At 59.9% G+C, this 26930-nt stretch carries 33 protein-coding genes and 1 pseudogene; 12 read left to right on the plus strand and 22 right to left on the minus strand.

The genetic code is table 11. From position 1 onward, the window contains the following. The first annotated feature begins 364 nt into the window (after window positions 1-364). The gene (locus KBY75_RS13780; protein WP_255024319.1) at window positions 365-886 is read left to right on the plus strand and encodes a type II secretion system protein J; all 522 of its coding nucleotides are present in this window, start codon (window positions 365-367) and stop codon (window positions 884-886) included. A gap of 93 nt (window positions 887-979) precedes the next feature. On the opposite strand, the pseudogene KBY75_RS15455 reads toward KBY75_RS13780, so the two are convergent. The 9 genes and pseudogenes from KBY75_RS15455 to KBY75_RS13825 all read right to left on the minus strand — a co-directional run. After that, a pseudogene (locus KBY75_RS15455) lies at window positions 980-1297 on the minus strand (HD-GYP domain-containing protein); the annotation flags it as partial. Next, window positions 1209-1643: a GAF domain-containing protein gene (locus KBY75_RS13790; RefSeq protein WP_255024321.1), complete on the minus strand. Its 435-nt coding sequence runs from the start codon at window positions 1641-1643 to the stop codon at window positions 1209-1211. The gene KBY75_RS13790 and the pseudogene KBY75_RS15455, both read right to left, overlap by 89 nt. Before the next feature lie 52 nt (window positions 1644-1695). Beyond that, window positions 1696-2181 (minus strand): GNAT family N-acetyltransferase, encoded by a 486-nt coding sequence (locus tag KBY75_RS13795; protein ID WP_255024322.1) that lies wholly within the window; start codon window positions 2179-2181, stop codon window positions 1696-1698. Continuing rightward, window positions 2168-2449 carry a DUF1778 domain-containing protein gene (locus tag KBY75_RS13800; RefSeq protein WP_255024323.1) on the minus strand — a complete coding sequence of 94 codons (282 nt, stop codon included), beginning with the start codon at window positions 2447-2449 and terminating at the stop codon, window positions 2168-2170. The genes KBY75_RS13795 and KBY75_RS13800 overlap by 14 nt, the downstream gene beginning before the upstream one ends. A gap of 66 nt (window positions 2450-2515) precedes the next feature. Continuing rightward, entirely contained in the window at window positions 2516-3400 is an 885-nt protein-coding gene (locus tag KBY75_RS13805) for an N-acetylmuramoyl-L-alanine amidase (RefSeq protein WP_255024324.1), read from the minus strand. A gap of 34 nt (window positions 3401-3434) precedes the next feature. Further along, complete coding sequence (locus KBY75_RS13810) at window positions 3435-3977, minus strand: prepilin-type N-terminal cleavage/methylation domain-containing protein (protein WP_255024325.1); 543 nt, start codon at window positions 3975-3977, stop codon at window positions 3435-3437. Further along, window positions 3974-4501 carry a GspH/FimT family pseudopilin gene (locus KBY75_RS13815; protein WP_255024326.1) on the minus strand — a complete coding sequence of 176 codons (528 nt, stop codon included), beginning with the start codon at window positions 4499-4501 and terminating at the stop codon, window positions 3974-3976. Before KBY75_RS13815 ends, KBY75_RS13810 begins: the two co-directional genes overlap by 4 nt. Next, entirely contained in the window at window positions 4488-4898 is a 411-nt protein-coding gene (locus KBY75_RS13820) for a hypothetical protein (RefSeq protein WP_255024327.1), read from the minus strand. The genes KBY75_RS13815 and KBY75_RS13820 overlap by 14 nt, the downstream gene beginning before the upstream one ends. Continuing rightward, window positions 4895-5401 (minus strand): hypothetical protein, encoded by a 507-nt coding sequence (locus KBY75_RS13825; protein ID WP_255024328.1) that lies wholly within the window; start codon window positions 5399-5401, stop codon window positions 4895-4897. The genes KBY75_RS13820 and KBY75_RS13825 overlap by 4 nt, the downstream gene beginning before the upstream one ends. 91 nt (window positions 5402-5492) lie before the next feature. Between KBY75_RS13825 and KBY75_RS13830 the strand changes: the two genes are divergently transcribed. From KBY75_RS13830 to KBY75_RS13840, 3 genes are all read left to right on the plus strand, one after another. Beyond that, entirely contained in the window at window positions 5493-7226 is a 1734-nt protein-coding gene (locus KBY75_RS13830) for a bifunctional diguanylate cyclase/phosphodiesterase (RefSeq protein ID WP_255024329.1), read from the plus strand. A gap of 29 nt (window positions 7227-7255) precedes the next feature. After that, window positions 7256-8107: a DUF2887 domain-containing protein gene (locus KBY75_RS13835; RefSeq protein ID WP_255024330.1), complete on the plus strand. Its 852-nt coding sequence runs from the start codon at window positions 7256-7258 to the stop codon at window positions 8105-8107. Window positions 8108-8178: 71 nt separating this feature from the next. Next, window positions 8179-8439, plus strand: coding sequence for a DUF4351 domain-containing protein (locus tag KBY75_RS13840; protein ID WP_255024331.1), 261 nt, complete (start codon window positions 8179-8181; stop codon window positions 8437-8439). Between the two features lie 91 nt (window positions 8440-8530). On the opposite strand, the gene lepA is transcribed toward KBY75_RS13840, so the two are convergent. Beyond that, complete coding sequence (lepA, locus tag KBY75_RS13845; protein ID WP_255024332.1) at window positions 8531-10339, minus strand: translation elongation factor 4; 1809 nt, start codon at window positions 10337-10339, stop codon at window positions 8531-8533. 295 nt (window positions 10340-10634) lie between these two features. On the opposite strand from lepA, the gene KBY75_RS13850 reads away from it, so the two are divergent. Both KBY75_RS13850 and KBY75_RS13855 read left to right on the plus strand, forming a co-directional pair. After that, window positions 10635-11105, plus strand: coding sequence for a hypothetical protein (locus tag KBY75_RS13850; RefSeq protein ID WP_255024333.1), 471 nt, complete (start codon window positions 10635-10637; stop codon window positions 11103-11105). Between the two features lie 53 nt (window positions 11106-11158). Next, window positions 11159-11431, plus strand: coding sequence for a NifU family protein (locus tag KBY75_RS13855; RefSeq protein ID WP_255024334.1), 273 nt, complete (start codon window positions 11159-11161; stop codon window positions 11429-11431). 44 nt (window positions 11432-11475) lie between these two features. Here KBY75_RS13855 and KBY75_RS13860 read toward each other — a convergent pair whose 3' ends face one another. Genes KBY75_RS13860 through KBY75_RS13875 form a run of 4 tightly spaced genes read right to left on the minus strand, consistent with a single transcriptional unit; the run spans window position 11476 to window position 15708 of the window. Continuing rightward, window positions 11476-12111, minus strand: a complete 636-nt coding sequence (locus KBY75_RS13860) for a prepilin-type N-terminal cleavage/methylation domain-containing protein (protein WP_255024335.1) — start codon at window positions 12109-12111, stop codon at window positions 11476-11478. Beyond that, window positions 12112-12813: a Tfp pilus assembly protein FimT/FimU gene (locus KBY75_RS13865; protein ID WP_255024336.1), complete on the minus strand. Its 702-nt coding sequence runs from the start codon at window positions 12811-12813 to the stop codon at window positions 12112-12114. After that, window positions 12813-13424, minus strand: a complete 612-nt coding sequence (locus KBY75_RS13870) for a hypothetical protein (protein WP_255024337.1) — start codon at window positions 13422-13424, stop codon at window positions 12813-12815. Before KBY75_RS13870 ends, KBY75_RS13865 begins: the two co-directional genes overlap by 1 nt. After that, window positions 13408-15708, minus strand: coding sequence for a hypothetical protein (locus tag KBY75_RS13875; protein WP_255024338.1), 2301 nt, complete (start codon window positions 15706-15708; stop codon window positions 13408-13410). The genes KBY75_RS13870 and KBY75_RS13875 overlap by 17 nt, the downstream gene beginning before the upstream one ends. Before the next feature lie 288 nt (window positions 15709-15996). Here KBY75_RS13875 and serS point away from each other — a divergent pair, with 288 nt between their 5' ends. After that, a complete protein-coding gene (gene serS / locus KBY75_RS13880; RefSeq protein ID WP_255024339.1) occupies window positions 15997-17274 on the plus strand; it encodes a serine--tRNA ligase in 1278 nt (425 codons plus the stop codon). A gap of 259 nt (window positions 17275-17533) precedes the next feature. Here the strand turns inward: serS and KBY75_RS13885 are convergent, their stop codons facing one another. From KBY75_RS13885 to KBY75_RS13900, 4 genes are all read right to left on the minus strand, one after another. Continuing rightward, window positions 17534-17887: a type II toxin-antitoxin system PemK/MazF family toxin gene (locus tag KBY75_RS13885; protein WP_255024340.1), complete on the minus strand. Its 354-nt coding sequence runs from the start codon at window positions 17885-17887 to the stop codon at window positions 17534-17536. Beyond that, on the minus strand, window positions 17884-18201 hold the full coding sequence (locus tag KBY75_RS13890) for a CopG family ribbon-helix-helix protein (protein ID WP_255024341.1): 318 nt from the start codon (window positions 18199-18201) through the stop codon (window positions 17884-17886). Before KBY75_RS13890 ends, KBY75_RS13885 begins: the two co-directional genes overlap by 4 nt. Before the next feature lie 285 nt (window positions 18202-18486). After that, window positions 18487-19494, minus strand: coding sequence for an ABC transporter substrate-binding protein (locus KBY75_RS13895; protein WP_315859097.1), 1008 nt, complete (start codon window positions 19492-19494; stop codon window positions 18487-18489). Window positions 19495-19566: 72 nt separating this feature from the next. Continuing rightward, complete coding sequence (locus tag KBY75_RS13900; RefSeq protein ID WP_255024342.1) at window positions 19567-19701, minus strand: hypothetical protein; 135 nt, start codon at window positions 19699-19701, stop codon at window positions 19567-19569. 207 nt (window positions 19702-19908) lie between these two features. On the opposite strand from KBY75_RS13900, the gene KBY75_RS13905 reads away from it, so the two are divergent. After that, the gene (locus KBY75_RS13905; RefSeq protein ID WP_254935810.1) at window positions 19909-20151 is read left to right on the plus strand and encodes a type II toxin-antitoxin system Phd/YefM family antitoxin; all 243 of its coding nucleotides are present in this window, start codon (window positions 19909-19911) and stop codon (window positions 20149-20151) included. Then, window positions 20148-20417, plus strand: coding sequence for a Txe/YoeB family addiction module toxin (locus tag KBY75_RS13910; protein ID WP_255024343.1), 270 nt, complete (start codon window positions 20148-20150; stop codon window positions 20415-20417). The genes KBY75_RS13905 and KBY75_RS13910 overlap by 4 nt, the downstream gene beginning before the upstream one ends. Window positions 20418-20428: 11 nt before the next feature. Here KBY75_RS13910 and KBY75_RS13915 read toward each other — a convergent pair whose 3' ends face one another. Together KBY75_RS13915 and KBY75_RS13920 are read right to left on the minus strand one after the other, a co-directional pair. Then, the gene (locus KBY75_RS13915; RefSeq protein ID WP_255024344.1) at window positions 20429-20635 is read right to left on the minus strand and encodes a hypothetical protein; all 207 of its coding nucleotides are present in this window, start codon (window positions 20633-20635) and stop codon (window positions 20429-20431) included. After that, entirely contained in the window at window positions 20589-21107 is a 519-nt protein-coding gene (locus KBY75_RS13920; RefSeq protein WP_255024345.1) for a hypothetical protein, read from the minus strand. Before KBY75_RS13920 ends, KBY75_RS13915 begins: the two co-directional genes overlap by 47 nt. A gap of 362 nt (window positions 21108-21469) precedes the next feature. Between KBY75_RS13920 and rseP the strand changes: the two genes are divergently transcribed. The 3 genes from rseP to KBY75_RS13935 all read left to right on the plus strand — a co-directional run bounded on the left by rseP (window position 21470) and on the right by KBY75_RS13935 (window position 25205). Next, window positions 21470-22558 (plus strand): RIP metalloprotease RseP, encoded by a 1089-nt coding sequence (gene rseP, locus KBY75_RS13925; RefSeq protein ID WP_255024346.1) that lies wholly within the window; start codon window positions 21470-21472, stop codon window positions 22556-22558. A gap of 74 nt (window positions 22559-22632) precedes the next feature. Then, entirely contained in the window at window positions 22633-22935 is a 303-nt protein-coding gene (gene rpsN, locus KBY75_RS13930) for a 30S ribosomal protein S14 (RefSeq protein WP_254935806.1), read from the plus strand. A 143-nt stretch (window positions 22936-23078) separates the two neighbouring features. Next, window positions 23079-25205 (plus strand): polyribonucleotide nucleotidyltransferase, encoded by a 2127-nt coding sequence (locus tag KBY75_RS13935; protein ID WP_254935805.1) that lies wholly within the window; start codon window positions 23079-23081, stop codon window positions 25203-25205. Between the two features lie 226 nt (window positions 25206-25431). Here KBY75_RS13935 and KBY75_RS13940 read toward each other — a convergent pair whose 3' ends face one another. Together KBY75_RS13940 and KBY75_RS13945 are read right to left on the minus strand one after the other, a co-directional pair. Further along, complete coding sequence (locus tag KBY75_RS13940; RefSeq protein ID WP_255024347.1) at window positions 25432-25725, minus strand: hypothetical protein; 294 nt, start codon at window positions 25723-25725, stop codon at window positions 25432-25434. Continuing rightward, on the minus strand, window positions 25689-26843 hold the full coding sequence (locus tag KBY75_RS13945) for a hypothetical protein (RefSeq protein ID WP_255024348.1): 1155 nt from the start codon (window positions 26841-26843) through the stop codon (window positions 25689-25691). The genes KBY75_RS13940 and KBY75_RS13945 overlap by 37 nt, the downstream gene beginning before the upstream one ends. Between the last annotated feature and the right edge of the window lie 87 nt (window positions 26844-26930).

Consider the following 26930-nt stretch of genomic DNA (forward strand, 5'->3'; position numbering starts at 1 on the left):
GACTCATCCGCCTCCTTACGTCAGCTTTGACGGCCTCGCTGTAGCGACGCATTGCTCTGCTCCATCAAGCCCCCTGGTGGAAAAAGTGGTCGAGATGGAGAGGCGTCATCTTTCCTGGCAGAGGGGGCAGCGCCAACCAGCGCTTTCAGGTTCAAGCCACCCAAGCGAACTTTGTGTTCACCCCCTCAGGCACCCTGCACCCAGCTCCAGCGACCGACAAGCCGATCGTGATTCCGGGTGAGGCTGGCCGATGGCGTGGATGCCGAGCGCTGCGTGCAGCTGGAAGGGCTGATGGGCCTGGTGCATGCGGGCCGCGTCAGCGACAACCACTGCGATACCGCCAGCGACCGCATCTGAGCCCGCCATGCCAACCCGCCTCCGCTACGGCCAACCCCGCCCCGCCGGCGTCACCCTGGCGGAGCTGCTGGTGGTGCTGGCGATTGGTGGGGTGGTTCTAAGTGGCGCCATCGCCATGGTGCTGTCCCATATCCGCACCAGCAGCCAGCTCACAGCCCTGCTGCGGCTGCAGGACCAATGCGGCCGCGTGGAGTTTCTGATCAACCACGAAATCCAGCAGGCCGAGCGGGCTCGCCAGGAGAACGGCGCACTGGTGCCGGATGTGCCGGGGATGGCCGCACCGATCCGATACGAGGCTATTGGTGGTGAGCTAATCCGCAACGGTCCACCCATAAACGCCCAAGGACGATTGGTGGATTCCAGCGCCAGCGATGCCCTGGTGGTGCGAGGCATAGTCGACTTTGATGTGGACACAACCAATCCCCGCCAGCCGACTTACCGAATCAGCGTGCAGGATTCCAACGGCGTTATCTATAAAACTGGTAGCGCCGACGGCGTCCAGTGCCGCGTGCGTTCGATCACGGGCTGATCCCCGTTGCAGCCAGCACCTGCTCCAACTCCGCCACACAATCGCCACGATCCTGCCCTCCAGGGAGATCGCCTCACCCTTGAGCCTCTCCGGATGGCCGGAGCCATCAAGGCGCTCATGGTGGTGGCGAATCACATTGCAGAGCACCTTGCCAATCATCTCCAGCCCCAGCTCCACATGGGTGTTCATCACCTGACGCTCCTCGTCCGTGAGCGGGCCCTGCTTGAGCAGGATCCGATCGGGGATGCCGATCTTGCCAATGTCGTGCAGGCGGGAGAAACGGGCGATCTGATCGACGGCATGGGCGCTGAGGCCCCGGCGTTCAGCTAGCCCCTCGGCGATCAAGCGCGAAAGTGGGACACCCGGTTGAGGTGATCGCCGGTACAGCCACATAGAGGGAAGCCGTGGCATTGAAATGGTTGCGCACCGTGAGGCCGATCAGCTCGGCCAACGCCTCCAAGGTGGCCTGCTCCGCTTCTGAAAAGGCCGCCACCTCGGGGGCATGGAAGCCCACCACAAAATCCAGCCTGCCGTCCTGGCTCTCCGGCAACACCAGCGACGACCCACCAGGCTCAGAGGCTCCAGGGAGCAGTGGTCTGCTGTCGTAAATCGGCGTGAGCCGCTTCAGCTCCCCATCCACCCTTTCACAGGTGAGGTGCTGCACCTGGGGCACCACGGCCCGCACCTTTAGCTGCAATGCCTGCAGTTGTTCCTGAAGCGGATCGGCAGGTGACAACTGCAGCTTTGTAGTCGTCATTCATTTTGGCTTTGGGGCATCGCCATCCGCGGAATGAAGGTCTCCGTTGTCATCAGCCCGCCTCCTCCGAGAGCTGCAGCATCAACGTCGAGGCACTGATTGGCGAGGGACGAAATCCGAGTGAGCGGTAGAACTCGGCCGCCTGCTCGTCGATAGCGTGCGCCAGCAGTTCTCTGACGCCGACCAGGCGCCTGGCGGCAAGGCTGCGCCGCATGGCATCGGCCACCAGGGCGGAGCCCAGCCCCTTTCCTTGCTGGCGAAGATCCACCGCCAGCCGGCCCAGCACCACAACGGGAACGGGGTCGGGCATGTTGCGCCGCAAGGCACCAGGCACCTCCGCCAGCACGATTGCTCCAGCCGACAGGCAGGCGTAGGCGATCACGTCGCTGCCCTCGTCTGCGCAGATCACCACGGTGCGCGACACACCTTGGCGCTCATTGGCCATGGCCCGCTGCTGCAGCCAGCGGTTCAACGCGGCGTTGCCGCAGTCGAAACGTTCCAGCTGATGCTGCGGGCCGAGGGGCTCAGGCGGGCGCATGCCAGGGCTGCGGCATAGCGAGTAATCGATCGATGCTGGCCTGATCGAGGGCGGCAGCGCCGGGATCCTCCAGATCAACCAGCAGGGCCGTGGTCTGCTCTGGCGTCAGGGAAAACAGCGTGCGATCCAGAAGCACATCCCGCGCCCGCTCCTGGCAGCTCCGCAGGATGAATTCGGTGCGGCTGATGCCTTCCGCTGCAGCGGCCTGGTCGATCATCAGACGCTGCTCAGCCGAGGCCCGAAGCTGCAGCACCTGGTCGCGGATCATGGCCCGTCCTGAGGCTGTAATGACATTGTACTGCGCCTGCTCGGGTCGCTTGATCGGGGCCGGCTTTCAACCACCCCGCCGCTCCAGCAGGCGGAAGGGGTCGTAGGCCACGCTGATGCCAAGCTCCTCGGCAAATTCCAGCACCCAGCACCAAGCGCGGTTCTGGCGCACGATGCCCCGCAGGATCACCGTAGCGCTGCTGCGCTCGAGGGTCATCTCAAACAGGGGCCAGCCCACCGAGGCCTGCACCGCATCGTCTTGAAAGCGAGGCACCACATCAAGGGCACCCACCAGGATGCGGCGATGGCTGGCGTCCCACTGGAAGGGCAATTCGTAGCGCTCCAGCAGGGCGGTGGCCAGGGCCCAGCTGCTGCCATTGGCATCGATCTCGGTGGCCAGCGGCAAGCCGCGGGCCTCAATGCTGCCGGCACGGCGAAACTGCAGCGGCTCCGGCCCCGAGGCAGCCTCCCCACTCAGGAGCTGGCGCACCCGCTCGCGCAGCTGCTCGCCGCCGGTAGGCGGGCCGCCCTTCTCCAACTGCAGCAGATCCCAGCGTTCACCAGTGCCGCCCCAGATCACCGGCCCGTAGTTGTCGTGCATCACGCGGCCGTCGCGGTTGGCGGCCGCCTCGGCGTGGGTCATCACGCGCTGAATGCTGATCTGATCGGCACTCCAGCCCCAGCTGCGGGCTACGGCAGCGGCCTCCTGGCAGAGGGCTTCCAGCTGGGGCTTGGCGGGCGGGATGGTCCAAGGGTCTGGCCGGCCGCCCATACAGGCACAGCTGAGCGCCACTGCATTGGTGTTACGCCGCCAGGTGTGGGCGGGCAGGTCGGCGCCATAGCTGTGCAGGCGATGCACCTGGCCATCGCCACCGATGATCGAGTGGTACAGGCCGCTGCGCACCCAGTTGTAGGGGGTGGCCGTCCAGTGCAGATAGATGGTGGCAGACATCACCGTTAAAAAAAGCGGGCTTCAGGCAGCTTGCTTAATTTGCCCCAATCACCACCGGCAAGCGGGAGCTCAACCTCCCCCCATCGGCCCAGGCCTGCGCCAATTCAAGCCGCAGCACCCCCGCGCCAGCGGGCTGGGCCCGAAAGCCATCGCTGGCCGCCAGCGCATCGAGCACCACCCGGTTTTGGGCTGTGCCGCTGCCCAGCTCGCCATGCAGGCCATAGGCCGGTCCGCAGCGCATCAGCACCTGGCCCCGCCAGATCGGTTCAGCCGGCTTGCCCAATGAATAGGTGATCGGGCCAGATGCGGTATCGAGATGCAGCACCAAGCTGCGGCCCGCCAAATTGCAGGCCGGCGCCAGCGCAGCCGGATCAGCCAAGCCCCGCGCTTGGAGCAAATCACCGCGCACCAGCTCCAGGGTGCGCTGGGCCACGGCCCGCTCCCGCAGCAGCCGACCAAAACGCTGGCTCGTGGCGCCCTCCGCCACCAGCGCCTGCAGCAGCAAGCCACTGAGGCCGCAACCAATCGCCAGGGCCAGCAGCAACTCCACAAGCGAAAACCCTTGCTCCCCTTTCACAGTGCCTCCTCGGCGCGGCAGGCTCTGCTGCTAGGCGCATCGCCCGGCTCCCCCTCGTAGCGGCCCAGCCGCACCACCCCCAGCGGCAGCGACATCACCAGGCAACGGCGCAGCTCCGTGCCCGCTGCGCTGATCACCACCGTGCCGCCATCAAGCACCAGGCCGTTGCTGCTGAAACGCAAAGCCCCAGGCAAGTTGGAGCCGATGGCCACCCCGGTGGCCTCATGGGGATGCAGCTCAACATCAGCCTCGCCGCAGCTGGGCAGGTTGCCACCACTGGGCTGGCGCCAACCGCTTTGGCCCAGCTCGAGGGCACAGGGCTGGCCCAGGCTCTGGGCTTGGCGGCGCGCCTGCTCTAAACCCCAACCCAGCCGGCGGCTGGTGGTTTCCACCCGCATCCGCGCCAGGCTGCGCTGGCCGCCATCGATGGCCAGGCTGGCCAGCAAGCCGAGCACACTTACCGTCACCAGCAGCTCAGGCAGGCTGAAGCCTGACCTGGCCTGGCTTTGCTTAGAGCGCCGCATCGCTCGGCTCCGCTGCAGGTTGGGATCCACACAAGCCGTAGGCCGCTGGGCTTAGCCAGCGCTGCCGCTGCACACCTTCGGCGGTAGCAACCTGCAACCGCACCAGGGCCCCAGGCTCGGCGCTCACCTGGCGCACAATGCCCTCGCCACTGGGCAGGCTTTGCAAATGGGCCGCAAGCCAGCTGCTGGCGGCCGTGCAATCAGCGGCAATCGCTGTGCCGGCCAGGGCCGTGAGCTGGGCCTGGCTAGCCAGGAGCGCTGCCTCCAGCTGGGCCGCCTGCTGCTGCTGGGCTTCCGCCTGGCGCGCCCAGCTGGCGCTGCCCGACCACAACTGCAAGGAGCAACTAGACGAGGTCACAAACATCGCCGAAGCCACCATCGCTTCCACCAAATTCATGGCGCTACCCCCTGGCTGATGCGACCACGCATACCCAGTTCCCGCACGCCCAGCAGCTGCTGGCTGCCGGGGCCTTCAGGGGTGAGGGTGCGGGAAAGCTCCAGGCCATAGGCCGCCCGCAGGGCGCGGGGCTGCTCAGCCGTGGGCTGCAGCTCCAAGGTGGCGGCAGCTCGGCCCCGCTGCAGACCACCGGCGGCAAGGGTGCCATCCCAATGGGGGCCGTCAAAAGCCACCAAGCGGTAGGCCACCGGGCCCACCTGGCCGGTTTGGCCCACGACGGGGATAGCAGGAGCCGCCAGCAGGTGATGGGCCGCCGACATCAACTGATCTTCCGCCTGGCGCAACCGCTGGCCTACCTGCACCTGGCTGCGGGCCTGCAGCGCTGCCGCCTGCAGCGAAACGCTGCTCAGCACTAGCAGCAGCGAGGCTGTGGCAGATAGGGGCAACAGAAAACCAGCCGCCAGCGAAGGCGGGCTAGCTAGGGAATGGGGGAACCGGGCCATGAGGCACCTGGCGCACAACGACGCAATCAGTGTTCCCACGGGCGGCAAAATCCTTGAAGCGGCGCTAATTTGCGACCACTAGTGAGATCAAATGCGCCCCCCGGTGCGAGCTTTGCTGCAACGACCGGTGCGGTCCTGGTGGAAGCAGGAGCGACGGGAGCATCCGCGCTCGCAAGCGCGCAAGCCATTGCTATTGGCGCTGCTGCTGCTCACGGCAGTGCTGGCCTGGTTCATGGGCCGCGACCTTCTGGTGTTCGCCGCGCTGGTGGCGGTGGTGCTGCTGGTGCGCGCCAAAGTGATGCTGGAGCGGCGGCGCCAAAACCTGCGCCAACTGCAGCTGGAGCAGAAGTCGAGCCGGCGGCTGCGGCAGACCAGCCACAACCTTGATGCGGTGCTGCAACAGCTGGGCATGCCGCCCGACAGCTTTCAGCGCAGTGAGATCAACTTCAAGGTGAACCAACTGGCCAGCCGCATGGAGTGGCTGCTGGAATCAGCGCGGTCGCTGGCGCTACTCGATTCACTCACCCAGCTGCCCAATCGGCGCCATTTCATTGAGCAGGTGCAGATCGAATCGGCCCGCTCCAAGCGCTCGCGTAAGCGCTTTGCGGTGTTGTTTATTGATGTCGATAAGTTCAAAGCAATCAACGACACCTACGGCCACGCCACCGGCGACCGGGCCCTGGTGGCGGTTTCGCAACGGCTCAAGGACACGATTCGAGCTGGCGATTTCCTCTCCCGCCTAGGCGGTGATGAATTTGCGGTGTTGATGGATCTATCGGCGATTAAGAGCAACTCCGAGCAAACCCTCAAGGCCCACGCCCATTTGTTTGCCTGCCGGATCATGGCGATGTTTGAGGAGCTAGCCAATCTCGGCAATGTGAGCATCGATATCGATATCAGTATTGGCGTAAATGTGGTGGATCCCGACTCCAGCGATCCAGAAGCAATCCTGCGCCAGTCCGACCTGGCGATGGATCAAGCCAAGAGCCAGCAGCACGCCCGCGTAGCCGTATTCGATGTAGCCACTGCCAAGGGCGGCTACGACGACTACCAGCTCTACGCCGACCTCAAAGATGCCTTGCGCCAAGGCGGCTTTAGCATGGCTTTCCAGCCGGTGGTAGATAAGGAGCAAAGGCTGCGCGGCGTAGAAGCGCTGGCCCGCTGGCGGCACCCCAGCCGGGGCTTCATCGGCCCAGATGTGTTTCTTGATATCGCCGAGCGCTACCGCATGATGCGGGAGCTTGGTGAACATCTATTCCAGCTGAGCCTCGATGGCTTCCTAGCCCTTGATGGCGCCCTGCAACAGCCTGGGCTGAGGCTCTCCAGCAACGTGAGCCCGTCGCAATTAAGTGATCCGCAGCTGCAGGCAAGGCTGCTGGGCATGCTGGAGCGCACCGGCGTCGATCCCAAAAGGTTGACGCTCGAGATCACAGAGGCATCAATTCTGGATCGCTCCGCCACCACTGAAGCAAATCTGCAGGCCTTACGCGCCGCTGGCATCGAGCTGTCGCTAGATGACTTCGGCACCGGCTACTCCTCGCTCAACTTGATCAATACGCTGCAGCCAAACGAGATCAAAATCGATCGCTCCTTTGTGCTGGCTCTGCACACCGATCCCTACGCCCGCCAGATAGTCGAAGTGATCGCCGGCATGTCTACCCAGATGCCCCTACACCTAGTAGCAGAAGGAGTAGAAGATGAGGCAACCTTCCAAGCCCTGCGCAAACTGGGCATTCAATACTTCCAAGGTTATTTATTCAGCAAACCCCTACCCGTTGCAGAGCTCGCCGCTTGCTATGGCGCGGTAATAGCTACTGGCACCTAGGGCCGTCGAAGGCTGTACAAGATTCTTAAATGCTCTCCGACAAGCTGTTCTTCTGGCTGTTCCAGAACAATCCCGACCGGATCCTCTCGCTAGTTGAGGGGCTTCCTGCTGACGCTGCGGGTTACACCTTTTCAGCACCCGCACTGAAAGAACGCGAATATCGACTCGACGGTCTCTTTCTGCCTCCAGCCGATCGCCCCGACCTCCCGGCCTTGATCCTCGAGGCCCAGATGGCCGCCGACTCCGGCTTTCTAAGGCGCCTTTACGCCGAATCAGCGCGCCTTCTGCAGCAGAAGCCAAGCATCAATGCTTGGCGAGTGGTGGTGATCGCCCCGTCGCGTCAGCTCCATTTCGGGGCAGTGGAGCCGGTGGCTGAATTTCTGGAGCATCGCGTGCGCTGGGTGGAACTGCTGCCTGAGCACTGGCCGCCCAACGCATCTCTGTTTCAGCGCTTGCTGGGGCTGCTGCTGCAACCCGAAACACAGATCACCACCAGCAGCCAGCTGTTGCGTCAGCAAGCGGCAGCCAAGAGCATGCCCTGGACAGCGGAGCTCGATGATGTGATCGCCGCTATCTTGGTAACACGCTTTCCAACCCGATCTATCCCGGAGGTATGCGCCATGGGCGGCATCACCGTTGAAGACTTCACCCAAAGCCGCATCTACAAAGAGATCGTCGGCATTGGCTTCGCCGAAGGAGAAGCGCGGGGAGAAGCCCGCGTCACCCTGCGTCTGCTGAGCCGGCGCTGCGGGCCACTGAGCGCCGCCATTACCGCCCAGATCGAGGCACTGCCGCTGGAGCAACTCGAAGCCTTGGCGGAAGCCCTGCTCGATTTTCAGGGGCCAGACGACCTGGCCGCCTGGTTCGCGGCACTCGCCTGAAGAATGCGCCATGGGCGGCATCACCGTTGAAGACTTCACCCAAAGCCGGATCTACAAAGAGATCGTGGGCATTGGCTTCGCCGAAGGAGAAGCGCAGGGAGAAGCCCGGGGAGAAGCTCGAGGAAAGGCAATCAGCGAAGCCCGCGTCACCCTGGCGTCTTCTAAGCCGCCGCTGCGGCCCATTGAGCGCCGACACCACTGCCCAGATCGAGGCACTGCCGCTGGAGCAACTCGAAGCCTTGGCTGTAGACGCAGTCTTCTCCGAAGGAGTAGCCCTGCTCGATTTTCAGGGGCCGGACGACCTGGCCGCCTGGTTCGCGGCGCTCTACTGAATTCCGTACAGCCTATACAGAATTCGGGAGGCAAAATTTTTAATACCCATCACTCCAACCATCACCGCCAGTCACCCCGACCAGAAGCGCCCTACTGGTTCAGCTTGAGCACGGCCATGAAAGCCTCTTGGGGCACATCGACTTTGCCCATTGCCTTCATGCGCTTTTTGCCCTTGGCTTGCTTTTGCAGCAGCTTTTTCTTGCGGGAGATGTCACCGCCATAGCATTTGGCAAGCACATCTTTACGCATGGCGCTGATGCTTTCGGAGGCAATGATGCGGCTACCGATTGATGCTTGGATTGGAATCTTGAACTGCTGGCGGGGGATCAGCTCCTTGAGTTTCTCCACCAAACCCTTGCCTACGTTGTAGGCCTTATCGCGGTGCACGATGGTGGTGAGGGGATCGGCCTTCTCAGCATTGATCAATACATCAAGACGCACCAACTCATTTTTGCGATAGCCGATCAGGCTGTATTCCATTGAGGCATAGCCCTTGGTGCGCGACTTCATTTGGTCGAAGAAGTCTGTAACCACCTCCGCCAGCGGCATCTCATAGTGGAGAGTCACGCGATCGGTGGTGATGTATTTCATATCGATGAATTCACCGCGCCGCTCCTGGCACAGCTCCATCAGGGCGCCGTTATAGATATTCGGGGTATAGATTTCGAGCTTCACATAGGGCTCTTCTATGGATTCACGCTTTTGCGGGTCGGGCAAAGTGGCAGGATTGTCCACCATCATGATGGTGTTATCAAGCATGTTCACCTGATAAATTACCGAAGGCGCAGTAACGATCAAATCAAGGTTGTATTCCCGCTCTAGCCGCTCCTGCACGATCTCCATGTGCAGCAAGCCAAGGAAGCCACAACGGAAACCAAAGCCCATGGCGCTGCTGGTTTCCGGCTCATATTTGAGCGCGGCATCGGAAAGCTGCAGCTTGTCTAGGGCTTCGCGTAGATCAGGGTATTGGTCGGCGTCGGTGGGAAACAGCCCGCAGAACACCATGGGCTTGGCCTCGGTGTAACCGGGCAACGGCTCAGCGGCAGGATTGGCTGCCAGCGTGATGGTGTCGCCAACGCGGGCATCGGCCACGGCCTTGATCGAAGCGGCCATATAACCCACCTCGCCGGCATGGAGTGAATCCACCTGGCGCTGATCGGGCGCCATCACGCCCACCTCATCCAGTTCCACCACCTTGCCGCTGGCCATCAGCAGCACCTTGTCGCGCTTGCTAATCGAGCCGGAGATCACGCGGAAATAAACGATCACGCCCCGGTAGGCGTCGTAGTAGGAGTCGAATATCAGGGCCCGCAGCGGCTCGGCCACTTTGTCGGCGGGAGCCGGCACCCGATCCACCACAGCCTGGAGGATTGCGGGCACTCCGAGGCCTGTTTTGGCAGAGCAATGGATTGCATTGGAGCAGTCGAGCCCGATGATTGCCTCAATTTCTTCAGCGATGCGATCTGCATCAGCACCAGGCAGATCGATCTTGTTGAGAACAGGAATGATCTCAAGATTATTTTCAAGGGCCAGGTAGACATTGGCCAGGGTTTGAGCTTCTACACCCTGGCTGGCATCCACCACCAACAGGGCGCCTTCACAAGCCTGCAATGAACGGCTAACTTCATAGGAGAAGTCGACGTGACCAGGGGTATCAATAAGGTTGAGGATGTAAGCCTCGCCATCGGCCGCGGTGTATTCCATGCGGGCAGGCTGGAGCTTGATGGTGATGCCGCGTTCGCGCTCCAGCTCCATGTTGTCGAGAAACTGCGCTTGCATGTCGCGAGCAGCAACGGTGCCGGTGTCCTGCAGCAGCCGATCGGCCAGGGTCGATTTCCCGTGGTCGATGTGGGCGATGATGCAGAAATTACGGATCCGCTGAACGGGAACGTCAGTCATCGCGCCGGCGGAGGCTTCATGGGTGCTGCTGCCAGCCTAGGAGACGGAAGCCTGGGGCGAAACGGCTAGCTGGGCTACCACTCAAGGGATCGCCCCCATCTGCTAGCAGTGGAATCGACAAAGTTATAAGATTGCTGGAACTAGTTCCGATTGCCCTATATCAATGAATCATCCGTACCTTCCCAACCCGCGAGGCCGAAACGATACCCGGCTAGTGGATCGGGAAGAGGGCCTAAACCTGCTGTTTGCCGCAGCCCAGGATGTGGCAAGGGAGGAGGGCAGGCTGGCTGATGGCATGTATGGCTCCCTGGAGCATTCACGCATCAGTTCGACCAGCTTCACGCTGATGAGTGCCAGCGGCCAGGTGATTGCCCGGGTGTCGCTGGCTAAGGTAAGGGAGGTGATCCGTATGCGGCGCCAGATTGCGCGAGATATAACCCGTAAGGCAAAGCTTGAGATCACGCCCTATGCCAACGACCAATCAAATAAACGTAATTTCCGTAATCTCCCCGAGGAAATCCGGGCGCTTGCCTGGGCGATCAGCAGTGGCCGTAGGTTTCCGGCTAAGGGCTACCACAGGCGCGACATCTGGATCGGCCTGCTGCTTTTGATACCAGGCATCATTCCAGGGGTGCTTTATCTAGGCTGGAGCGCTCAGAAGCGCCTCCGGTACGAAAAAAGCCTGAAAGAGCTGGTAACTCGCTGGCGTACCAACGGGCGGCAGGACCCGGCTGCAAACCTATTCGCCCATTTCCACCTGGACTAAGCCAGGCGCAGGCCTGGCCGTCCTAAGCTGAAAGGCCATACAGGCTGGCCCAAATGAGCAGCGAAACCACCAGCGCAGCCCCCGCCCAAGACCCCCACGCCCTGACGCTGGAAAACGTAGAGCGCACCCTCGATGAGCTGCGCCCCTACTTGATGGCCGATGGCGGCAACGTTGAAGTAGTAGAAATTGACGGCCCGATCGTGAAGGTGCGCCTGCAGGGCGCCTGCGGCAGCTGCCCCAGCAGCACCATGACGCTAAAGATGGGCATTGAGCGCAAGCTGCGGGAGGCTATTCCTGAGGTGAGTGAGGTGGTGCAGGTGCTTTGAGCATCCCTAAGCGCTCAATCGTAGGCATCACCCAAACCAAAGAATCAACAAACCACATTACAAATCTGTAACGTTTTAGCGCGAGCAACAGAACATGCCGGTTGATATCCAGTGGGGAAGACAAGTCTATATACAAACTGGCCTTCATTTGTAACCTGCCCCGAGCAATTAACTTTTTCAAGCCGAGCATCCCTTACCGCTACTCCTGCCTCAGGCAAAACACTTGAATCGTGGTTAAGCACCCCGCTTCTCTTGACTGGGGGGCCACAGCGCCAAACGTCTGATCCTTTGTTGTAGTAATAAACGAAGGAAGTATTGGCTGCATTCAGATACTGTCCTCTGTCCCGAGGGATACGGAAACCGGCAACGCCAGTTGCAACACCAGTGCTAGAGCAGCTTGCTGGTATGGAAGGATCAACAATTACCGAAGCAGCCTCGCCAGCCTCGATCTGGATCAAATAATCCAGCCGGCTGGAATTGTCTCGCTGACGCTGAGCCAACTCAAGCTTGGCTGAGCTCTGAATTTGTGCAACCATCACAGCACCCGCGGCTGAAGCCACAACGCCAGCAATCACAAGACCCACTAACAGCTCTACAAGTGTGAAACCAAGATCCGTAGGCTTAGGACGGCAATAAAACGGTAGAAGAGGACGACGAAAGCGAGACACAAGTCCACTCATTTAGATTGAACCCCAAGCATTACAGGAAGAAGAAATGTCTCCGTCGGTAGCGCTGCCGATATCAACAGAGCCCAGAATACTGGAAATACGTACACATCTCTTTGGGCCGCTACCATCGGCATGGGCAATACGGATTTCCATATCCTGGCCACTATCTATAGACGTAGAAGACCACATTCCCCTAGGAGTAAACCAAAGACTCACACTTCCCGCACACAGCATCCCCATATCGGGTTTGCAGGGATTAGAAGAATCTCCGTCGGGCTTACCCGCCCCTAGACCAAACACACCTATTTTGAACTTACCACCTTGCGAATCAGGGACTAAGAGCTTTTCTTGCCGAACATCACAGCGACCAGGGGTAGCACTCTCTACGGTTGCTATAACATCACCACTTGCAGCAGAATTATTTTGCCCTGCCAAAATGATAACACAACCTCCTTCTTCGGAGTCACTTTGATCAAATCTAAGAAGATCCTGATTCACTTCTTTAGCTGACTGAGAACGGGCTTCCTCCAACCAGCCAGCAGCTTCCAATGCAACTGCATTAACGCGCTCACGCCGGAGCACAAGTGCAAAAGATGGTATGGCGATAGCAGATACAATCCCAAGGATCGCCACCGTAACCATGAGCTCAGGAAGCGTAAAGCCAGGCTGAACTAGATTCAAGCGCTTAAGTACAGCACGCGAGGGGAGAATCATTATCCGCACCAAGACGACACTACAGGGGAAACCTTTATCAGTCTTACTGATGAGCCGCTGATCTTATATTCAACAATTATATTATGATTCTGAGGATCAGCTCCATCCTCTCTGATGGCAGGCTGCCTTACAATTCCAGCACCAAGATCCGCAGAAATGGCATCAATCGCAGTTTTAAAGCCAGCCGTAATGTGACTGCCAGGATTAGTAGATCGGCAGGCTGCGAAAAACTGATTTTGGTCGGAAACCAGAGCGCTCTTGGGGAAATAATAGTTCGAAAAATTATTTGTAACATCACAAGCAGCCCCTGCCCCAGGCACGGATCCAACAGGATTTACACAAGAAGTGTATTCAACGGAAAGCTTTTTAATCAAAGAGATGTCTTTGTCGATTGCAATATTGGCTGCGTTCTTTTTTGACGTGCCACTGATTGACGATGTGATCAAGTTGAATGCCGCCACCGTTCCCATTACTGCGACTATCAAAATAACCGACGCAATAATGCCCTCTACAACTGAGAAGCCAGCATCAATATATGAATGAGGGCAGTGGCGTGCCAGCGGCTGCTTAGACGATTGCCTTAGCCGCAGGCGCTCAGAAACCAGAAGCATGACTAAAACTCCGAGCAACAAGATCGAACAGAGGGACCCTGCTTGGCGGTGGACAGATGGTATTCGAGCAGAAAGAAGGCTGACTATTAGGTACCCTTAGCTTCACATTACCATTTAGCGCAATAGTGTTAGTCCAAATGCGGCCCATGAAATTAGGATCCGCCCTACCCCCACCCTTGAGCTCAACAGTAGCAAATGGAGCGTAAACGTTCATACCAACAGTAGAGCTAGTTCCATTCAAGAAAAACTTGCCCGCGCCAAGAGTAAACGCATTAAAAAGCTCGGAGTGATCATAATTTGAGTTTTTACCAGTAGCACAATTGGGATCAGATCCTGAGACGATATCGCATTTAATCTGAAAATCAGCCCAGGTGACTAGATCATCACATGCTGCCGTCCAACTCGCACGGGAACAATGCACTCGCTTGTATGAGGTGTTGCCACCACCACCCATATATTCACCAGTAACAGCGAGGTCATCGAAGTGAAAATTGATCATGGCATAGCTGGTATCGATGAACACGTCATCGTTGCCAGAGGCAATCTGCGAAAAGCGACAATCAACAACGGCATAGGGCGCTGCAGGATCTTTATTGACGATGCAATTAGTCATTGGGGTTGCCGTCGCAGAACCTATTTTTTGCATCATAATCATCGACGACGGATCAAGATATATTCTGGCAATAGCATTGTATGCTTTCGCAAGTTGCGGGATTTTATTGAAGTTGCTGGAAAGTATCGTCGAGTCTGCATCAGTATTGCTAACTTGAGGATATGGAATGCGCGTAGGGGCCGAAATGCTGCAGCCAGTAACGGCAGGATTCGTGCAGGAAGGAACTCGAGCGCCAAAGGAATTGAAAACAATTCTTTGCTCTTCCCAGCGACAAAGGCTAATGTCTGTTGTAGCACTAGAGCAGTTCAGAAAACTGCGTTCTGTGACTGGCGACGATGAAGCGCCCATCCAATACAAATCGCCGCTATTATTTGTTGTATTATTAATATTGAACAGATTTGCTTCGGCAGGGCTGGGAGAAGTCCAAACCGACCAGTTGCCTAACACCAATGAGCCAGTAATTGGATACAAGAAAACAGGACTGCTGACATTAAGACCGTGATTGTTGGAGACAACTTGTATACGCCCACTTACCCGAGAGTATTCTCCAAATGTCCATGGATTAGCAGACGGACTAGTACCAAAAGCCTTCCACTCCTCATCAAAAAGTCGCATCCAATAGTTCGTACCATCAGAAATCCAAGTTCCAAAGTATGCCGTAGGAAACTGCGAGTTGAGATTCGCAACCGTCAACGGAGCCCCTGGCTGAGGGGCTAATCGCCCACCATAATTCCAACGGGGCTCCGGCAACTTCAAGCTAAATTTTGTTGGTGCAAACTTAAGAGATGTTTTTTGCGGTGTAGCCTTTCCCAAAGCTTGTGTTCCATCTTTACACTCTTGGCTAGGATCGCCGTCTAGATCACTCACCACGCCAGTTGTATTTCCCATCCAACAAATTGCCTGTTTCACAAGAGTATTATTTTCATCACGGATATCAAGTTCATTGTTACTGCCTGTAGGCGATCCACCATCTAAACTTCCAATCACGCCATTACCAACACCTGTATCTTTGCCCACGGGGCAAGTTGCGTTATCACGCCCCCAGGGAACAGACCCACTGTTATTGCCAAATGACCGCTTACAGCATTTAGGCACCACTTCAAACTCGCGAGCAACCCTGGCATAGCTACTTTGGCCGTTTCGCGAGATCCTGCCCACAACAGTTACCCTCATTAAGGTTCTAGTTCCGCCTTCTAATGCGGAATCTCGAACGGTCTTGCCAGGGAAATTAATACTACCCGTAGCAAAGTTGAACGGCGTCCGCTCCGCATTTTCTTCAAAGAAGTACTCGACTTTTGTTACTTTAAATGAGCGTGTTGTGTCTCCAGCTATCAAAGGTACCCAATTGCCTGTCCTAACGAAGCGGCTAGCACTCGTTGGCGTTGACCTAGCCCTGGCAATGGCGAGATCAGCAGGCACGGCTGACCAAGTGCCATCAGCCGCCTGGGTGCTAGCTGTACAGAGATTGCGATGTTCATCGCTAGTCCAGCTTGAGTCATTTCCGGCCACCAGAAGCAACCGATTTTCCTCCCTGTTCATAGTGACGCCGAAATCCGAGATAGCGCTCTCAGCGGTTTCTCTAGCCTCCCGGTTGACGCCCTGAAAGATGCTGGAAATAAATCCCTGGCTGCTGCGTGAACTCAGCGCTACGACGCCAAGCACCAGCACCAAGCCAGCTACAATTGCAATAGGCAGGGCTACACCCTGATCCCGTACAGGGCCATAGCCGCGGAGCCTGCGGGAGTGACGCAGTAGCTGCCCCAACAAGCGATGGCTAGAGTCGCCTACACAGCTAGGGGGATTCGGGCGACTAGCGGCATCAGATGTTGAACTAGTAGAACGTCTAGCCATTTCACTTGCTTTCCATTACCACATTTTAAGGCCTCTTTGGCCGCTGGCAGAACCAATAGCAATTCCTTCCATACTGCTTTTAATCTGCCCCTAGTCTGACTCCTTCTCGTGCTCGACCAGCGCCTCCTGCGCGACAGCCCTGAGCTGATCACCACCCAGCTGGCCCGCCGGGGCATGGCGCTAGACCTCGCTCCGCTGCAGCAGATCGCCCGCCAGGAGCGCGATCTCGAGGAGCAGCGCAGCAACCTTCAAGCCGAGGGCAACCGCATCGGCAAGGCCGTAGGGCAGCTGATTCAAGGCGGATCTGCCCCAAACAGCCCCGAGGTGCAGGCCCTGCGCGACCAGGGAAACGCCATCAAGCAGCAGGTGGCGGCCCTTGAGGAGCAGGAAAAAGCCCTCGAGCTGCAGCTGCGCGATGCCCTATCGGCCCTGCCCAACCTGCCCTCGCCCGAGGCGCCTGATGGTCGCAGCGAAGCCGACAACATCGAGATCAAGCGCTGGGGCAGCCCCCGCATCGAAGCCGGCCTGCAGGAGCACTGGCAGATCGGCGAGAGGCTGGGGCTGTTTGAAACCGAGCGCTCCGTGCGCATCGCCCAGAGCCGTTTCATCACCCTGATGGGTGCTGGCGCCCGCCTGGAGCGGTCCCTGATCAGCTTCATGCTCGATCTGCACACCGCCAAGGGCTACCGCGAGGTGATGCCGCCGATCCTGGTGAATTCCGCCAGCCTCACGGGTTCGGGCCAGCTGCCCAAATTCGCCGAGGAAAGCTTCCGCTGCGCCGACGACGACCTCTGGCTTACCCCCACCGCCGAGGTACCAGTCACCTCCCTGCACCGCGATGAGCTGCTTCCCACCGAGCAGCTGCCGCTCAAATACGCCGCCTACACCCCCTGCTTCCGCCGCGAAGCCGGCAGCTACGGCCGCGACACCCGTGGCCTGATCCGCCTGCACCAGTTCAACAAGGTGGAGCTCTACTGGTTTTGCCATCCCGACCACTCCGCCGCCGCCCACCAGCAGATCACCGCTGACGCAGAAGCCGTGCTTGAAGCCCTCGAGCTGCCCTACCGCAAGATCGAGCTCTGCACCGGTGATCTGGGCTTCTCCGCCGCCCGCACCTACGACCTGGAGGTGTGGCTGCCCGGCGCCGGCTCCTACCGCGAGATCTCCAGTTGCTCGGTGTGCAACGACTTCCAAGCCCGCCGCTCCGCCATCCGCTTCAAAGACGGCAAAAACACCCGCCTGCTCCACACCCTCAATGGCAGCGGCCTCGCCATCGGCCGCACCATGGCCGCCCTACTCGAAACCGGCCAGCAGGCTGATGGTTCCGTCAGGCTCCCCGCAGCTCTGGCGCCCTACTTCGGTGGGGACACGATCGGTGCGGGGTGATGGATCAAACCCAACACCTGAGCACCCAACTGGAAAGGATGGAGCGTCTCGTGGATGCCGACAGCGGCGCCATCCGCAATTCAGCAGGCCTGGCCAAACTCCTGGCCGAGCCCTTCTAAACTCAACTTCCAGTGGCTGTAGACAGGCAGTCAGGCTCACTGATGCGGGAAATACCGGCTTCTTAATGCGGAAAAAGCGGAGCTTCTAATCCGGTTTTTGCCGGCCTAGTGATGGGGCTTTTGCCGAGCAGCTGGGTGAGTCACGGCTCTGGCTCAAGGCCCAGATACAGGCACAAGCCCGCGTCAATGGCCTCAAGCTCTTCTGGTGACACATCGCCGTAGCGCCTGCGGACGCGTTGCTTGTCGATGGAGCGCAGCTGATCCACCAGGGCTGTCGATGGCTTGGTGAGTCCGCTGGATCCAGGGGCCAAGGCTGGATAGAGCGCCCCTTGGGCAGGAGTGCCCGTGACCGGCACCACCGCGATCAGGGGAAAGCGCTGGTTGCAGTTCACAGCCGCGTCGCTCACCACCACACAAGGCCGGGTCCCCTGTTGTTCATGGCCCAGCGTTGGCTCCAGGTCAACGAGCACCAAAGTGCCTCTAGCCAGGTTCATGACACTGGTTCTTGCCAGCCTAGATTGGCGCTCCAGCGCAAGGGCAGGCCTGCGGTGGGGTCGAGCAGATCGCTGTCTTCTGTGGGCAGCGCCTCAGCCCAGGCCTCAAGCCCCAAAGCGGCGGTGGCCAGGCTGTCGGGATGGGGTTCGTCGAGTGATCGCAGCAGCTCCAGGTGCCGTCGGCGCTTGAGCTCATGACGCACGGCTTCTGTGATGAAGCGACTGCGGTTGCGCTCGTAGCGATCAACGCCAGCAACTAACTCCGCCGGCATCGTCACCGTGACGCGCTCAAAAGGAGATGATGCGACGGCCATGTTTGATATGACGCTCAATATGATCCTACTCGTTCGCGGCCTAAAGGGAGGCCAACCGCAGCCATACGGCAGAAGGCCCCGCTCAACCGTGAGTTCCACCTCCTCTTCCAGGCCCGCCTGCTGCACCCCCTGCGCCATGAAAATCCGCTATTTCGCAGCAGCTCCGAAGCCGTGAGCGACAACCTGATTGTTGATTTTGATGAGCTCGGCAAGCCGGCTGGGGTGACCCTGCTGCCGATAAGCCCCGTTCTTCAGCCAGCCTAAAAACCGTGCGCCCGCAATTGTTCAGGGCTGATTCAGCGCCTGGCGCAGCGGTGCATCGTCGACCCGGGGAAGAGGCGCACCGGGCTTCATTAAGCCCAGCTCCACCTGCACCTGCTGCACCGCCTTGAGGTTTTGGGCCAGCACCCCGCCCGGCTCCAGCAGGGGCACCTGCTCCTGCAACGAGTGATAAACCAGCCCCTGCTCCGCCTGGCGGAAGCGCGGCACGCTCAACTTCTCCCGAAATGCCATCAACTTATCCGCCTCATCTTGGTGGCGTTCGGCATATTCATGGGCCGCCTGCCAGGTGCGCAGCAGCCGGGCCAGATCGTCGCGGTGGTGCAATGCAAACAGCGGATCTACAACCAGCACATCGAAGATCTCGCCGGGGATGCGACTGCTGTCAAACAGCACCTGAGCCAAACCCACCCGCAGGGCGTAGTCGCTAAATGGCGGAAAGAACGCCGCGGCATCCACCTTGCGCCACGCCAAGCTCCCCGCCATCTCGCCCATCGGCATCGGCACCACCTGCACGTCCTTGAGGTCCATACCCGCCTCCTCCAGCGTCCTACTGAGCACAAAAGGCCCCAGGGTTGAAGGGGTCACAGCCACCTTGCGGCCACGCAGGTCTTCGACGCTGAGCAGGCCAGCCCGGGCGGCCACCATGTCGCCGCCACGGGATTCATCCAGCACCAGCACCACCACCGGACAGCGTTTTGGTTGCTTACTGCAGATATCCACCGCCTCCACCGTGGTGAGCTGGGCCACATCCAGCTCACCGCGCAGGTATGCATGCACGATTGCCTGCGGATCGGGGTAGTCGCGCGTGTCTAGGCGCAGGCTCTGCTCCGCCGCCAACCGCTTGCGCTTGGCCAAATAAAAGTATTCGTAGCCCGGCCAAGTGGCGAGCGGGACCTCGATTTTGTAGGGAAGCCCAAGGGACTCAAGCCAGCCTTCGCAGCCGCCCGTAAGCGAGGCCACCAGCACCGCCGTGGCCACCGCCAGCAGCTGCCTAAAGCGGTGTTGCCTCACTTACTTCGGGAACCAAAACTGAATCTGGGCCCGGATCGTGAAATCACAAACAGCAAAAAATTTAATCAGTTTTCAGACGATACGTAGCAGGATGGTCTTATGGCCAATAAGAACCATTAACTGAATCACAATTAAAGGGTTGCGCTGCTGCTGCCACAGCTCGGGTTCGGCGGGGAACACACGGCCGCAGCAAGCGGACTTAGCCAAGACTTAGTTCAGCGTCAAAGATTGCATGCCGCCCCCCTGCCCGAGGCAAACCCAGCACAAGGAGCGGTTTATGCATTGGCCTTGATGAGCGCTATCACCTCGAACCCCTCGATACGCAATCACATTGCAAGCTCAGCTCCATGGAGCGGGGCACCAGCGCTTCAAGGGCGAGGCTGGTACGCTTTAACGTACGCATGAGAGGAGTCTATGGCCAGCGTGTCAGCCACAGAAGCCCGTAAGCGCCTCTACGCGCTAATCGATGAAGTGGGCCAGTCCCATGAGCCGGTGCAGATCAACGGCAAACGCAGCAATGCCGTGCTGATCTCGGAAGACGATTGGCGCGCCATCCAGGAGACCCTGCACCTGGGGTCGATCCCAGGGATGCGCGAATCGATCCTTGAAGGCATGGCCACCGCGCCTGCTGAGCTGAGCAGCGAACCAGGCTGGTGAGCTGGACCGTTCTATTCACTAAGCAAGCTCAGAAAGACGCCCGCAAACTTGCCTCCGCAGCACCGGCCCTCAAGCAGAAAGCCCAGAACCTACTGGGACTCCTACGGGACGATCCCTACCAACAGCCACCGCCGTACGAAGCCCTTGTTGGTGATCTGCGCGGCGCCTGCTCACGGCGCATCAACATTCAGCGCCGGTTGATATACCAGGTACTCGATAACGAGCGCATCGTCAAAGTGCTGCGGCTCTGGAGCCACTATGAATAGTTCTGCTTCACCTACTTAGGAAACAAAAACTGAATCTGAGCCCTGATAGTGACATCGCCAAAAATGTCGGGCTTCACCACATTGGCGTAGGCCTGCAGCGAGGCATTGATCGGTTGCTTGCCGATGCGAAACAAGCGGCCCACACCGCCGCCCACCGGCAGAATCCACTGGTCAGCACTGGCCGCCCGCCAGTTGGCGGTGACGATCGGCGCGGTCACTAAATACCAGCCATGGGGCATGGTTGTAATTAATGAAGGGCTGCAGCAAAAAAGCACTCACCGAGCTGCGATCGCTATTGCCCGCAAACGACCAGATGTTGTTCACCAGTGCCCCGGCCACCCAGGGGCCCTTGCTGTACACAGCCACCGCCGCCGGCCCCGCAGACCACTTGCCCCGGCCCAGGCTGCTATCGCTAGCCGTTGGTAATACCAAGGTGGGGCCAAAACCAAAGGTCCAAGCGCCCCTAGCCTTGGGCACGAAGAAGAAGCTGGGGTTGAGATCGCCAATGCCATTTTGATTGCCCGTAGCAGTGGGCTGGCTCAGCACCGGCAGGATCGTGCGGGTCACCAAAGTGAGATCCGGGCTGAGCGAAAACGGCACCACTGGCTGAATATTCAGCAGGCTCTGGGTTTGGTTTTCATTGGGCCCGATGCCAGGGGTGAGGTTGTACTGAAACGGAACGCTGACCAAATTTGAGACAGGGTTTTGGGCCTCTGTCGCCAGCGCTTCGGTTTGGGCTTCTTGCTCTGCTTCTTTTTCTGCTTTTTGTTCTGCCGGTGGCTCTGCCGGTGGAGGTTCTGCTGCTGCGGGAAGTGGCAGCAGGGTCGCGCAGATCAGGGCACTCAAAAAGCGATTCATATAGGTAAAAACAACTACTGCCGAGGCGGGATCTTAAGGGTCGCGCTGCTGCTGGCACGGCCCGGGCGCGGAGGAGAACCCACGGCCGCAGTGAGTGGACTTAGCCAAGACTTAGTTCAGCGCCAAAGCGTGCATGCCGCCCCCCTGCCCCCAGGCAAACCCAGCACAATGGACGCATTAATAGCGGGGCCTGGATGGGCGTTCTCACAGCACTAGCGATCCTGGCGGGGCTGATCGTGGTGCACGAGGCGGGGCACTTCTTTGCCGCCACCTGGCAGGGGATTCGCGTCAGCAGCTTTTCGATCGGCTTTGGGCCGGTGCTGTTCGAGCGCCAGCGCCGCGGTGTGCAATTCGCCCTAAGGGCCATCCCCCTGGGCGGCTTCGTGGCCTTTCCCGATGACGATGAAGACAGCCCCATTCCCAAAAACGACCCCAACCTGCTCAGCAACCGGCCCCTAGCCCAGCGGGCCCTGGTGATCGCCGCCGGCGTGCTGGCCAACATGCTGCTCGCCTATGCGGTGCTGCTCGGCCAGGGCCTGGTGCTCGGCATCCCCGCCGGTTTCAGCGCCAGCCCCGGCGTGCTGGTGAGTGGCGTGCAACCCGGTCTAGCCGCCGCAGCTGCCGGCCTCCAGCCGGGTGATCGCATCTTGAGCCTCAATGGCAGCGATCTTGGCGGCGGCCAAAGCGCCGTTGCCGCCTTGGTGGAGCGCATCAAGGCCGCCCCTGAGCAAACCCTGCGCCTGGAAGCCGAGCGCAACGGCCAAACCCTGCCCCTCCAGCTCACCCCCGCCGATCTCGGCGGCGTTGGCCGCATTGGCGCCCAGCTGCAACCCAATGGCACCGAGGCCTTCCGTCCCGCACGCACGCCCCTGGAGCCCTTCCGCCAGGCCAACCACGACTTCGCCGCCCTCACCACTCGCACCGTGGAAGGGTTCGTGACCCTCGCCACCCACTTCGGCGAGACCGCCGGCCAGGTGTCTGGTCCGGTAAAAATTGTGGAGATGGGTGCGTCGCTGGCCAAGCAGGGCGGCAGCAGCCTGTTCATCTTCACCGCCTTGATCTCGATCAACCTGGCGGTGCTCAACGCCCTGCCGCTGCCCCTGCTCGATGGCGGCCAGTTTGTGTTTCTGCTGCTCGAAGGCCTGCGGGGTAAGCCCCTGCCCGAGCGCTTTCAGATGGCCTTCATGCAGTCGGGCTTTGTCTTCCTGGTGGGCTTAAGCGTGGTGCTAATCGTCAAGGACACCTCCCAGCTGCCGGTCGTGCAGCAGCTGCTTGGGCGCTGAGCTGGCCCCACCCTGTAGCCCGAACCGCCGCAAGGTAAGCTCGGAAGCACCTATCCGATCGCAGTTCAGGCCGCATGGCGAAGAAGTCGATGATTGCGCGCGATGTCAAGCGCAAGAAGATGGTTGAGCGTTTTGCCGCCAAGCGCTCTGCCCTCAAGGCAGCCTTCGACGCCGCTGCAGATCCGATGGAGCGTCTGGAAATCCACCGCAAAATCCAGCTGCTGCCCCGCAACAGCGCCCCCAACCGCGTGCGCAATCGCTGCTGGGCCACCGGCAAGCCCCGCGGCTATTACCGCGATTTCGGTCTGTGCCGCAACCAGCTCCGCGAGCGCGCCCACAAGGGTGAGCTGCCTGGAGTGGTCAAGTCTTCCTGGTAATCAGCTAAAGATTCCAAAGGCGCCTACGGGCGCTTTTTTTATGGCCAAGCAAACCCATAAACGCGATAAAAAGCGAAGGATGCCCCAGTAGTAACGGCCTAAATGCGAGAATGGTTCCTGACAACAACAGGACATAAGCGCACGTGCAAGGACAAACTCAGTCGATCTCCTTCGATGGTCGGGAGATCCGGCTGACCACCGGTCGGTTCGCCCCCCAGGCTGGGGGCTCGGTGATGGTTGAGTGTGGTGATACCTCGGTTTTGGTCACCGCCACCCGCTCCGGCGGTCGCCCAGGCATCGATTTTCTGCCCCTAACCTGCGATTACGAAGAGCGTCTCTACGCCGCCGGTCGCATCCCTGGCAGCTTTTTCCGTCGCGAAGGCCGTCCCTCTGAGCGGGCGATCCTCACCTGCCGCCTGATCGATCGGCCGATCCGGCCCCTGTTCCCGAGCTGGATGCGCGACGACATCCAGATCGTGGCCACCTGCCTCTCGCTCGATGAGCGCGTGCCACCCGATGTGCTCGCCGTCACCGGCGCCTCGATGGCAACCCTGCTTGCCGGTATCCCCTTCTATGGCCCCATGGCCACCGTGAGGGTGGGCCTGCTCGGCGACGACTTCGTGCTCAACCCCAGCTTCCGCGAAATCGAGCGCAGCGAGCTTGATCTGGTGGTAGCTGGCACGCCCCAGGGCGTGGTGATGGTGGAAGCCGGTGCCAATCAGCTGCCCGAGCAGGACGTGATCGAGGCGATCGACTTCGGCTACGAAGCGGTGTGCGAACTGATCAAGGCGCAGCAAAACCTGCTCAAGGAGCTCGGCATCGAGCAGGTGATCCCCGAACCCCAGGTCATCGACCCCACCCTGCCCAACTTCCTTGAGCAGGAATGTGCCGGTGGCATCGGTGAGGTGCTCAAGCAGTTCTCCCAAACCAAAACTGAACGCGACGAGAAGCTCGACGCCATCAAGGCCGAGGTGAGCGAGAAGATCGCCGCTCTAGCCGAAGACGACCCGATCCGCTCCGCCTCCAGCGGCAAGGCCCTGGGCAACAGCTACAAGGACCTGACCAAAAAGCTGATGCGCGCCCAGATCCTCCAGGAGGGCAAGCGTGTCGATGGCCGCAACCTTGATGAAGTGCGGCCGATAAGCGCCGCCGCCGGCGTACTGCCCAAGCGGGTGCACGGCTCAGCGTTGTTCCAGCGCGGCCTCACCCAGGTGCTCTCCTGCGCCACCCTCGGCACCCCGAGCGACTCCCAGGAAATGGACGACCTCAACCCGTCCACCGAGAAGCACTACCTGCACCACTACAACTTCCCCCCCTACTCCACCGGCGAAACCAAGCCGATGCGCTCCCCCGGCCGCCGCGAAATTGGTCACGGCGCCCTGGCTGAGCGGGCGATTGTGCCCGTGCTGCCCAACAAGGAGTCCTTCCCCTACGTGCTGCGCGTGGTGTCGGAGTGCCTCAGCTCCAACGGCTCCACCTCGATGGGTTCGGTGTGCGGCAGCACCCTCGCCCTAATGGATGCCGGCGTGCCCCTTAAGGCACCAGTGAGCGGCGCCGCCATGGGCCTGATCAAGGAGGGCGAGGAGGTGCGCATCCTCACCGACATCCAAGGCATCGAAGATTTCCTTGGCGATATGGACTTCAAGGTGGCCGGCACCGAAAAGGGCATCACCGCCCTGCAGATGGACATGAAGATCACGGGCCTAAATATGAAAACCGTGGCTGAAGCCGTTAACCAAGCCCGCCCCGCCCGGCTGCACATCCTCGAGAAAATGCTCGAGGCGATCGACAAGCCCCGCGACACCATGTCGCCCCACGCCCCACGCCTGCTCAGCTTCCGGATTGATCCGGAACTGATCGGCACCGTGATCGGCCCCGGCGGCCGCACGATCAAGGGCATCACCGAGCGCACCAACACCAAGATCGACATCGAAGATGGCGGCATCGTCACGATTGCCAGCCACGATGGCGCTGCCGCCGAAGAGGCCCAGCGCATCATCGAAGGCCTCACCCGTCGCATCAGCGAAGGCGAGGTATTCAGCGGGGCAGTGACCCGCGTGATCCCGATCGGTGCCTTCGTGGAGATCCTGCCTGGCAAGGAAGGGATGATTCACATCTCCCAACTCTCCGAAGCCCGGGTAGAAAAAGTGGAAGATGTGGTGAACGTGGGTGATCAGGTAACGGTGCGCGTACGCGAAATCGACAACCGCGGCCGCATCAACCTCACCCTGCGCGGCGTGCCCCAAAGCGAAGCTCCTGCACCGGAGTGATTGAAAGGGAGGGCCGCCAACTGGCCCTTTCTAAATTTGGCCTCAAGCACCTAAAGCCGGCCCTGCGGGACCGGCTTTTTATTGGATATCAGCGCCTGAATGAGCTCACTCGCCTTGGCGCCAACAAAAAACTGAAGACCGGGGAGGGGCCAACAACATTTTTAGAGGCGGGCTAAGTCCTAGCTAAGTCCACCAGCAAAAAACGACCACTCCCCTCAGGGCTGGCCTAGAAGAGCAACAGACACATCTGGCCTGGCATGCTCACCAGATCTGATGGGCCCAAGCCAGCACCACCAGGCATGGCCACCGATAAACAAAGCAGCAACACCCCAAGCAAGGCCAGCAAGCGATATTGCTCAAAACAGAGCGTGAAACGCCTCACCATTGCTGGCTCTGGCAACGGTGGCGCATCAGCAGGCAGCAGGCTGGCTAACACCACCAGTAACAGGGCCAAGGAAAGGGGCCGCAGCCAGATGTCATCAACTAGCTGATAAACAAACAACGAAACGAGCAGAGGCATGGCCATCGGGCTGGCGTGGCGCCATTGCTGACGACTCCACGGCACAAATCCGGTCGTGAGTAGTAGGGCAAAGCCAGTGCCAGCAAGACCTGTCCAGTAGAGAAGAGCCACCCAGATGTTGTGGGGGTGCAGACAGGTGAACCGGCCTGAATCACCGGAATGCCATGGCCAAAAAAGGGTGCATCGGCAACATGACGGAGGTAAAGCAGCCAATAGGGCAGCCTGTAGACCGTCGGCAGGGTGGCCCCCTTTGGGGGAGCCGTGAGGGATTGCTGCAGCTCGGTGCCGGCGCGCTGGCCAAATTGCAACAGCAGGGTTCCCTCGTTGAGCAGCAGAGATAAAGCAAACGCTGCAGCCAAACAGCAGGCCAGGATCTGCACCGCGCGGACATTGCGCCGCTGCACCAGCAGGCCCACCAGGGCCAGCAAGATAGCGATTAAGGCCCCATCTCCCTCGCTAAGCACCACCTGGGTGCAGCAAAGCAGCGGCACGGCCCAACAAACAAACCACCAGAAGCGCCGTTGCCTTCTGATCACCCCCTGCTGCAACTGCTGCAGCAGGGGAATGAACGTCCAGATCAGCAGCAGGCTCACCTGATTAGCCCAACGGGCATTGAGAAATAGATAGGGCGTTTCCATTTCCAGCTGGCCGCTGGGGCTCAAACGACGCATCCAGGCGTAAGGCTGCAAATCGAAGCCATGCATCACCAGCCACAGGCCCACATCCATACCCACTAGGGCCACTGCCAGCAGGGCAAGCAGCCGGATGCCTTCATCTCGCCGCTCGCGCCAGCCATCCACAAGCAGGGGCAGCAAGCCAAATTGCAGTAAAACCACGCCAACAAAACCCAGGGAAATCCAAGGGATCGGTCCCAGTGCACTACCAACCAGCGCCACTCCCCCATAGCCGATCAGACCTAGGCCATACCAACCCGAAAGCAGGGGCCGTCCCAACGAGCGCGCTGCGGCAGGGCGATAACACCAAGCCAACACCGCCACCGCCAGCAAAATCTCAACCCAACGCTGCTGCTGAAACTTCTGCAGAGGTGAGCCCGCTGCCAGCGACACCCCAACGCCAGCTAGGGAGACTCTGGAGAACCAGTGCCATTCGCGGGACAATGGCCCTGTAATCGCTGACCAGGACTGAGGTAATGGGTGGCAAGCAGCTCGGCTTCTCTGATTACGAGCTCACCACCGCCAAAAAGC

The sequence above is a fragment of the Cyanobium sp. T1G-Tous genome, from assembly GCF_024345455.1.
GTDB lineage: Bacteria > Cyanobacteriota > Cyanobacteriia > PCC-6307 > Cyanobiaceae > Cyanobium_A.

Coding starts and splice junctions, on each gene's coding strand:
- KBY75_RS13780 (WP_255024319.1), top strand. CDS start 365: ATGCCAACCCGCCTCCGCTACGGCCAACCCCGCCCCGCCGGCGTCACC.
- KBY75_RS13790 (WP_255024321.1), bottom strand. CDS start 1,643: ATGACGACTACAAAGCTGCAGTTGTCACCTGCCGATCCGCTTCAGGAA.
- KBY75_RS13795 (WP_255024322.1), bottom strand. CDS start 2,181: ATGCGCCCGCCTGAGCCCCTCGGCCCGCAGCATCAGCTGGAACGTTTC.
- KBY75_RS13800 (WP_255024323.1), bottom strand. CDS start 2,449: ATGATCCGCGACCAGGTGCTGCAGCTTCGGGCCTCGGCTGAGCAGCGT.
- KBY75_RS13805 (WP_255024324.1), bottom strand. CDS start 3,400: ATGTCTGCCACCATCTATCTGCACTGGACGGCCACCCCCTACAACTGG.
- KBY75_RS13815 (WP_255024326.1), bottom strand. CDS start 4,501: ATGCGGCGCTCTAAGCAAAGCCAGGCCAGGTCAGGCTTCAGCCTGCCT.
- KBY75_RS13820 (WP_255024327.1), bottom strand. CDS start 4,898: ATGAATTTGGTGGAAGCGATGGTGGCTTCGGCGATGTTTGTGACCTCG.
- KBY75_RS13825 (WP_255024328.1), bottom strand. CDS start 5,401: ATGGCCCGGTTCCCCCATTCCCTAGCTAGCCCGCCTTCGCTGGCGGCT.
- KBY75_RS13830 (WP_255024329.1), top strand. CDS start 5,493: ATGCGCCCCCCGGTGCGAGCTTTGCTGCAACGACCGGTGCGGTCCTGG.
- KBY75_RS13835 (WP_255024330.1), top strand. CDS start 7,256: ATGCTCTCCGACAAGCTGTTCTTCTGGCTGTTCCAGAACAATCCCGAC.
- lepA (WP_255024332.1), bottom strand. CDS start 10,339: ATGACTGACGTTCCCGTTCAGCGGATCCGTAATTTCTGCATCATCGCC.
- KBY75_RS13850 (WP_255024333.1), top strand. CDS start 10,635: ATGTATGGCTCCCTGGAGCATTCACGCATCAGTTCGACCAGCTTCACG.
- KBY75_RS13855 (WP_255024334.1), top strand. CDS start 11,159: ATGAGCAGCGAAACCACCAGCGCAGCCCCCGCCCAAGACCCCCACGCC.
- KBY75_RS13860 (WP_255024335.1), bottom strand. CDS start 12,111: ATGAGTGGACTTGTGTCTCGCTTTCGTCGTCCTCTTCTACCGTTTTAT.
- KBY75_RS13865 (WP_255024336.1), bottom strand. CDS start 12,813: ATGATTCTCCCCTCGCGTGCTGTACTTAAGCGCTTGAATCTAGTTCAG.
- KBY75_RS13870 (WP_255024337.1), bottom strand. CDS start 13,424: ATGCTTCTGGTTTCTGAGCGCCTGCGGCTAAGGCAATCGTCTAAGCAG.
- KBY75_RS13885 (WP_255024340.1), bottom strand. CDS start 17,887: ATGAACCTGGCTAGAGGCACTTTGGTGCTCGTTGACCTGGAGCCAACG.
- KBY75_RS13890 (WP_255024341.1), bottom strand. CDS start 18,201: ATGGCCGTCGCATCATCTCCTTTTGAGCGCGTCACGGTGACGATGCCG.
- KBY75_RS13905 (WP_254935810.1), top strand. CDS start 19,909: ATGGCCAGCGTGTCAGCCACAGAAGCCCGTAAGCGCCTCTACGCGCTA.
- rseP (WP_255024346.1), top strand. CDS start 21,470: ATGGGCGTTCTCACAGCACTAGCGATCCTGGCGGGGCTGATCGTGGTG.
- rpsN (WP_254935806.1), top strand. CDS start 22,633: ATGGCGAAGAAGTCGATGATTGCGCGCGATGTCAAGCGCAAGAAGATG.
- KBY75_RS13940 (WP_255024347.1), bottom strand. CDS start 25,725: ATGCCTCTGCTCGTTTCGTTGTTTGTTTATCAGCTAGTTGATGACATC.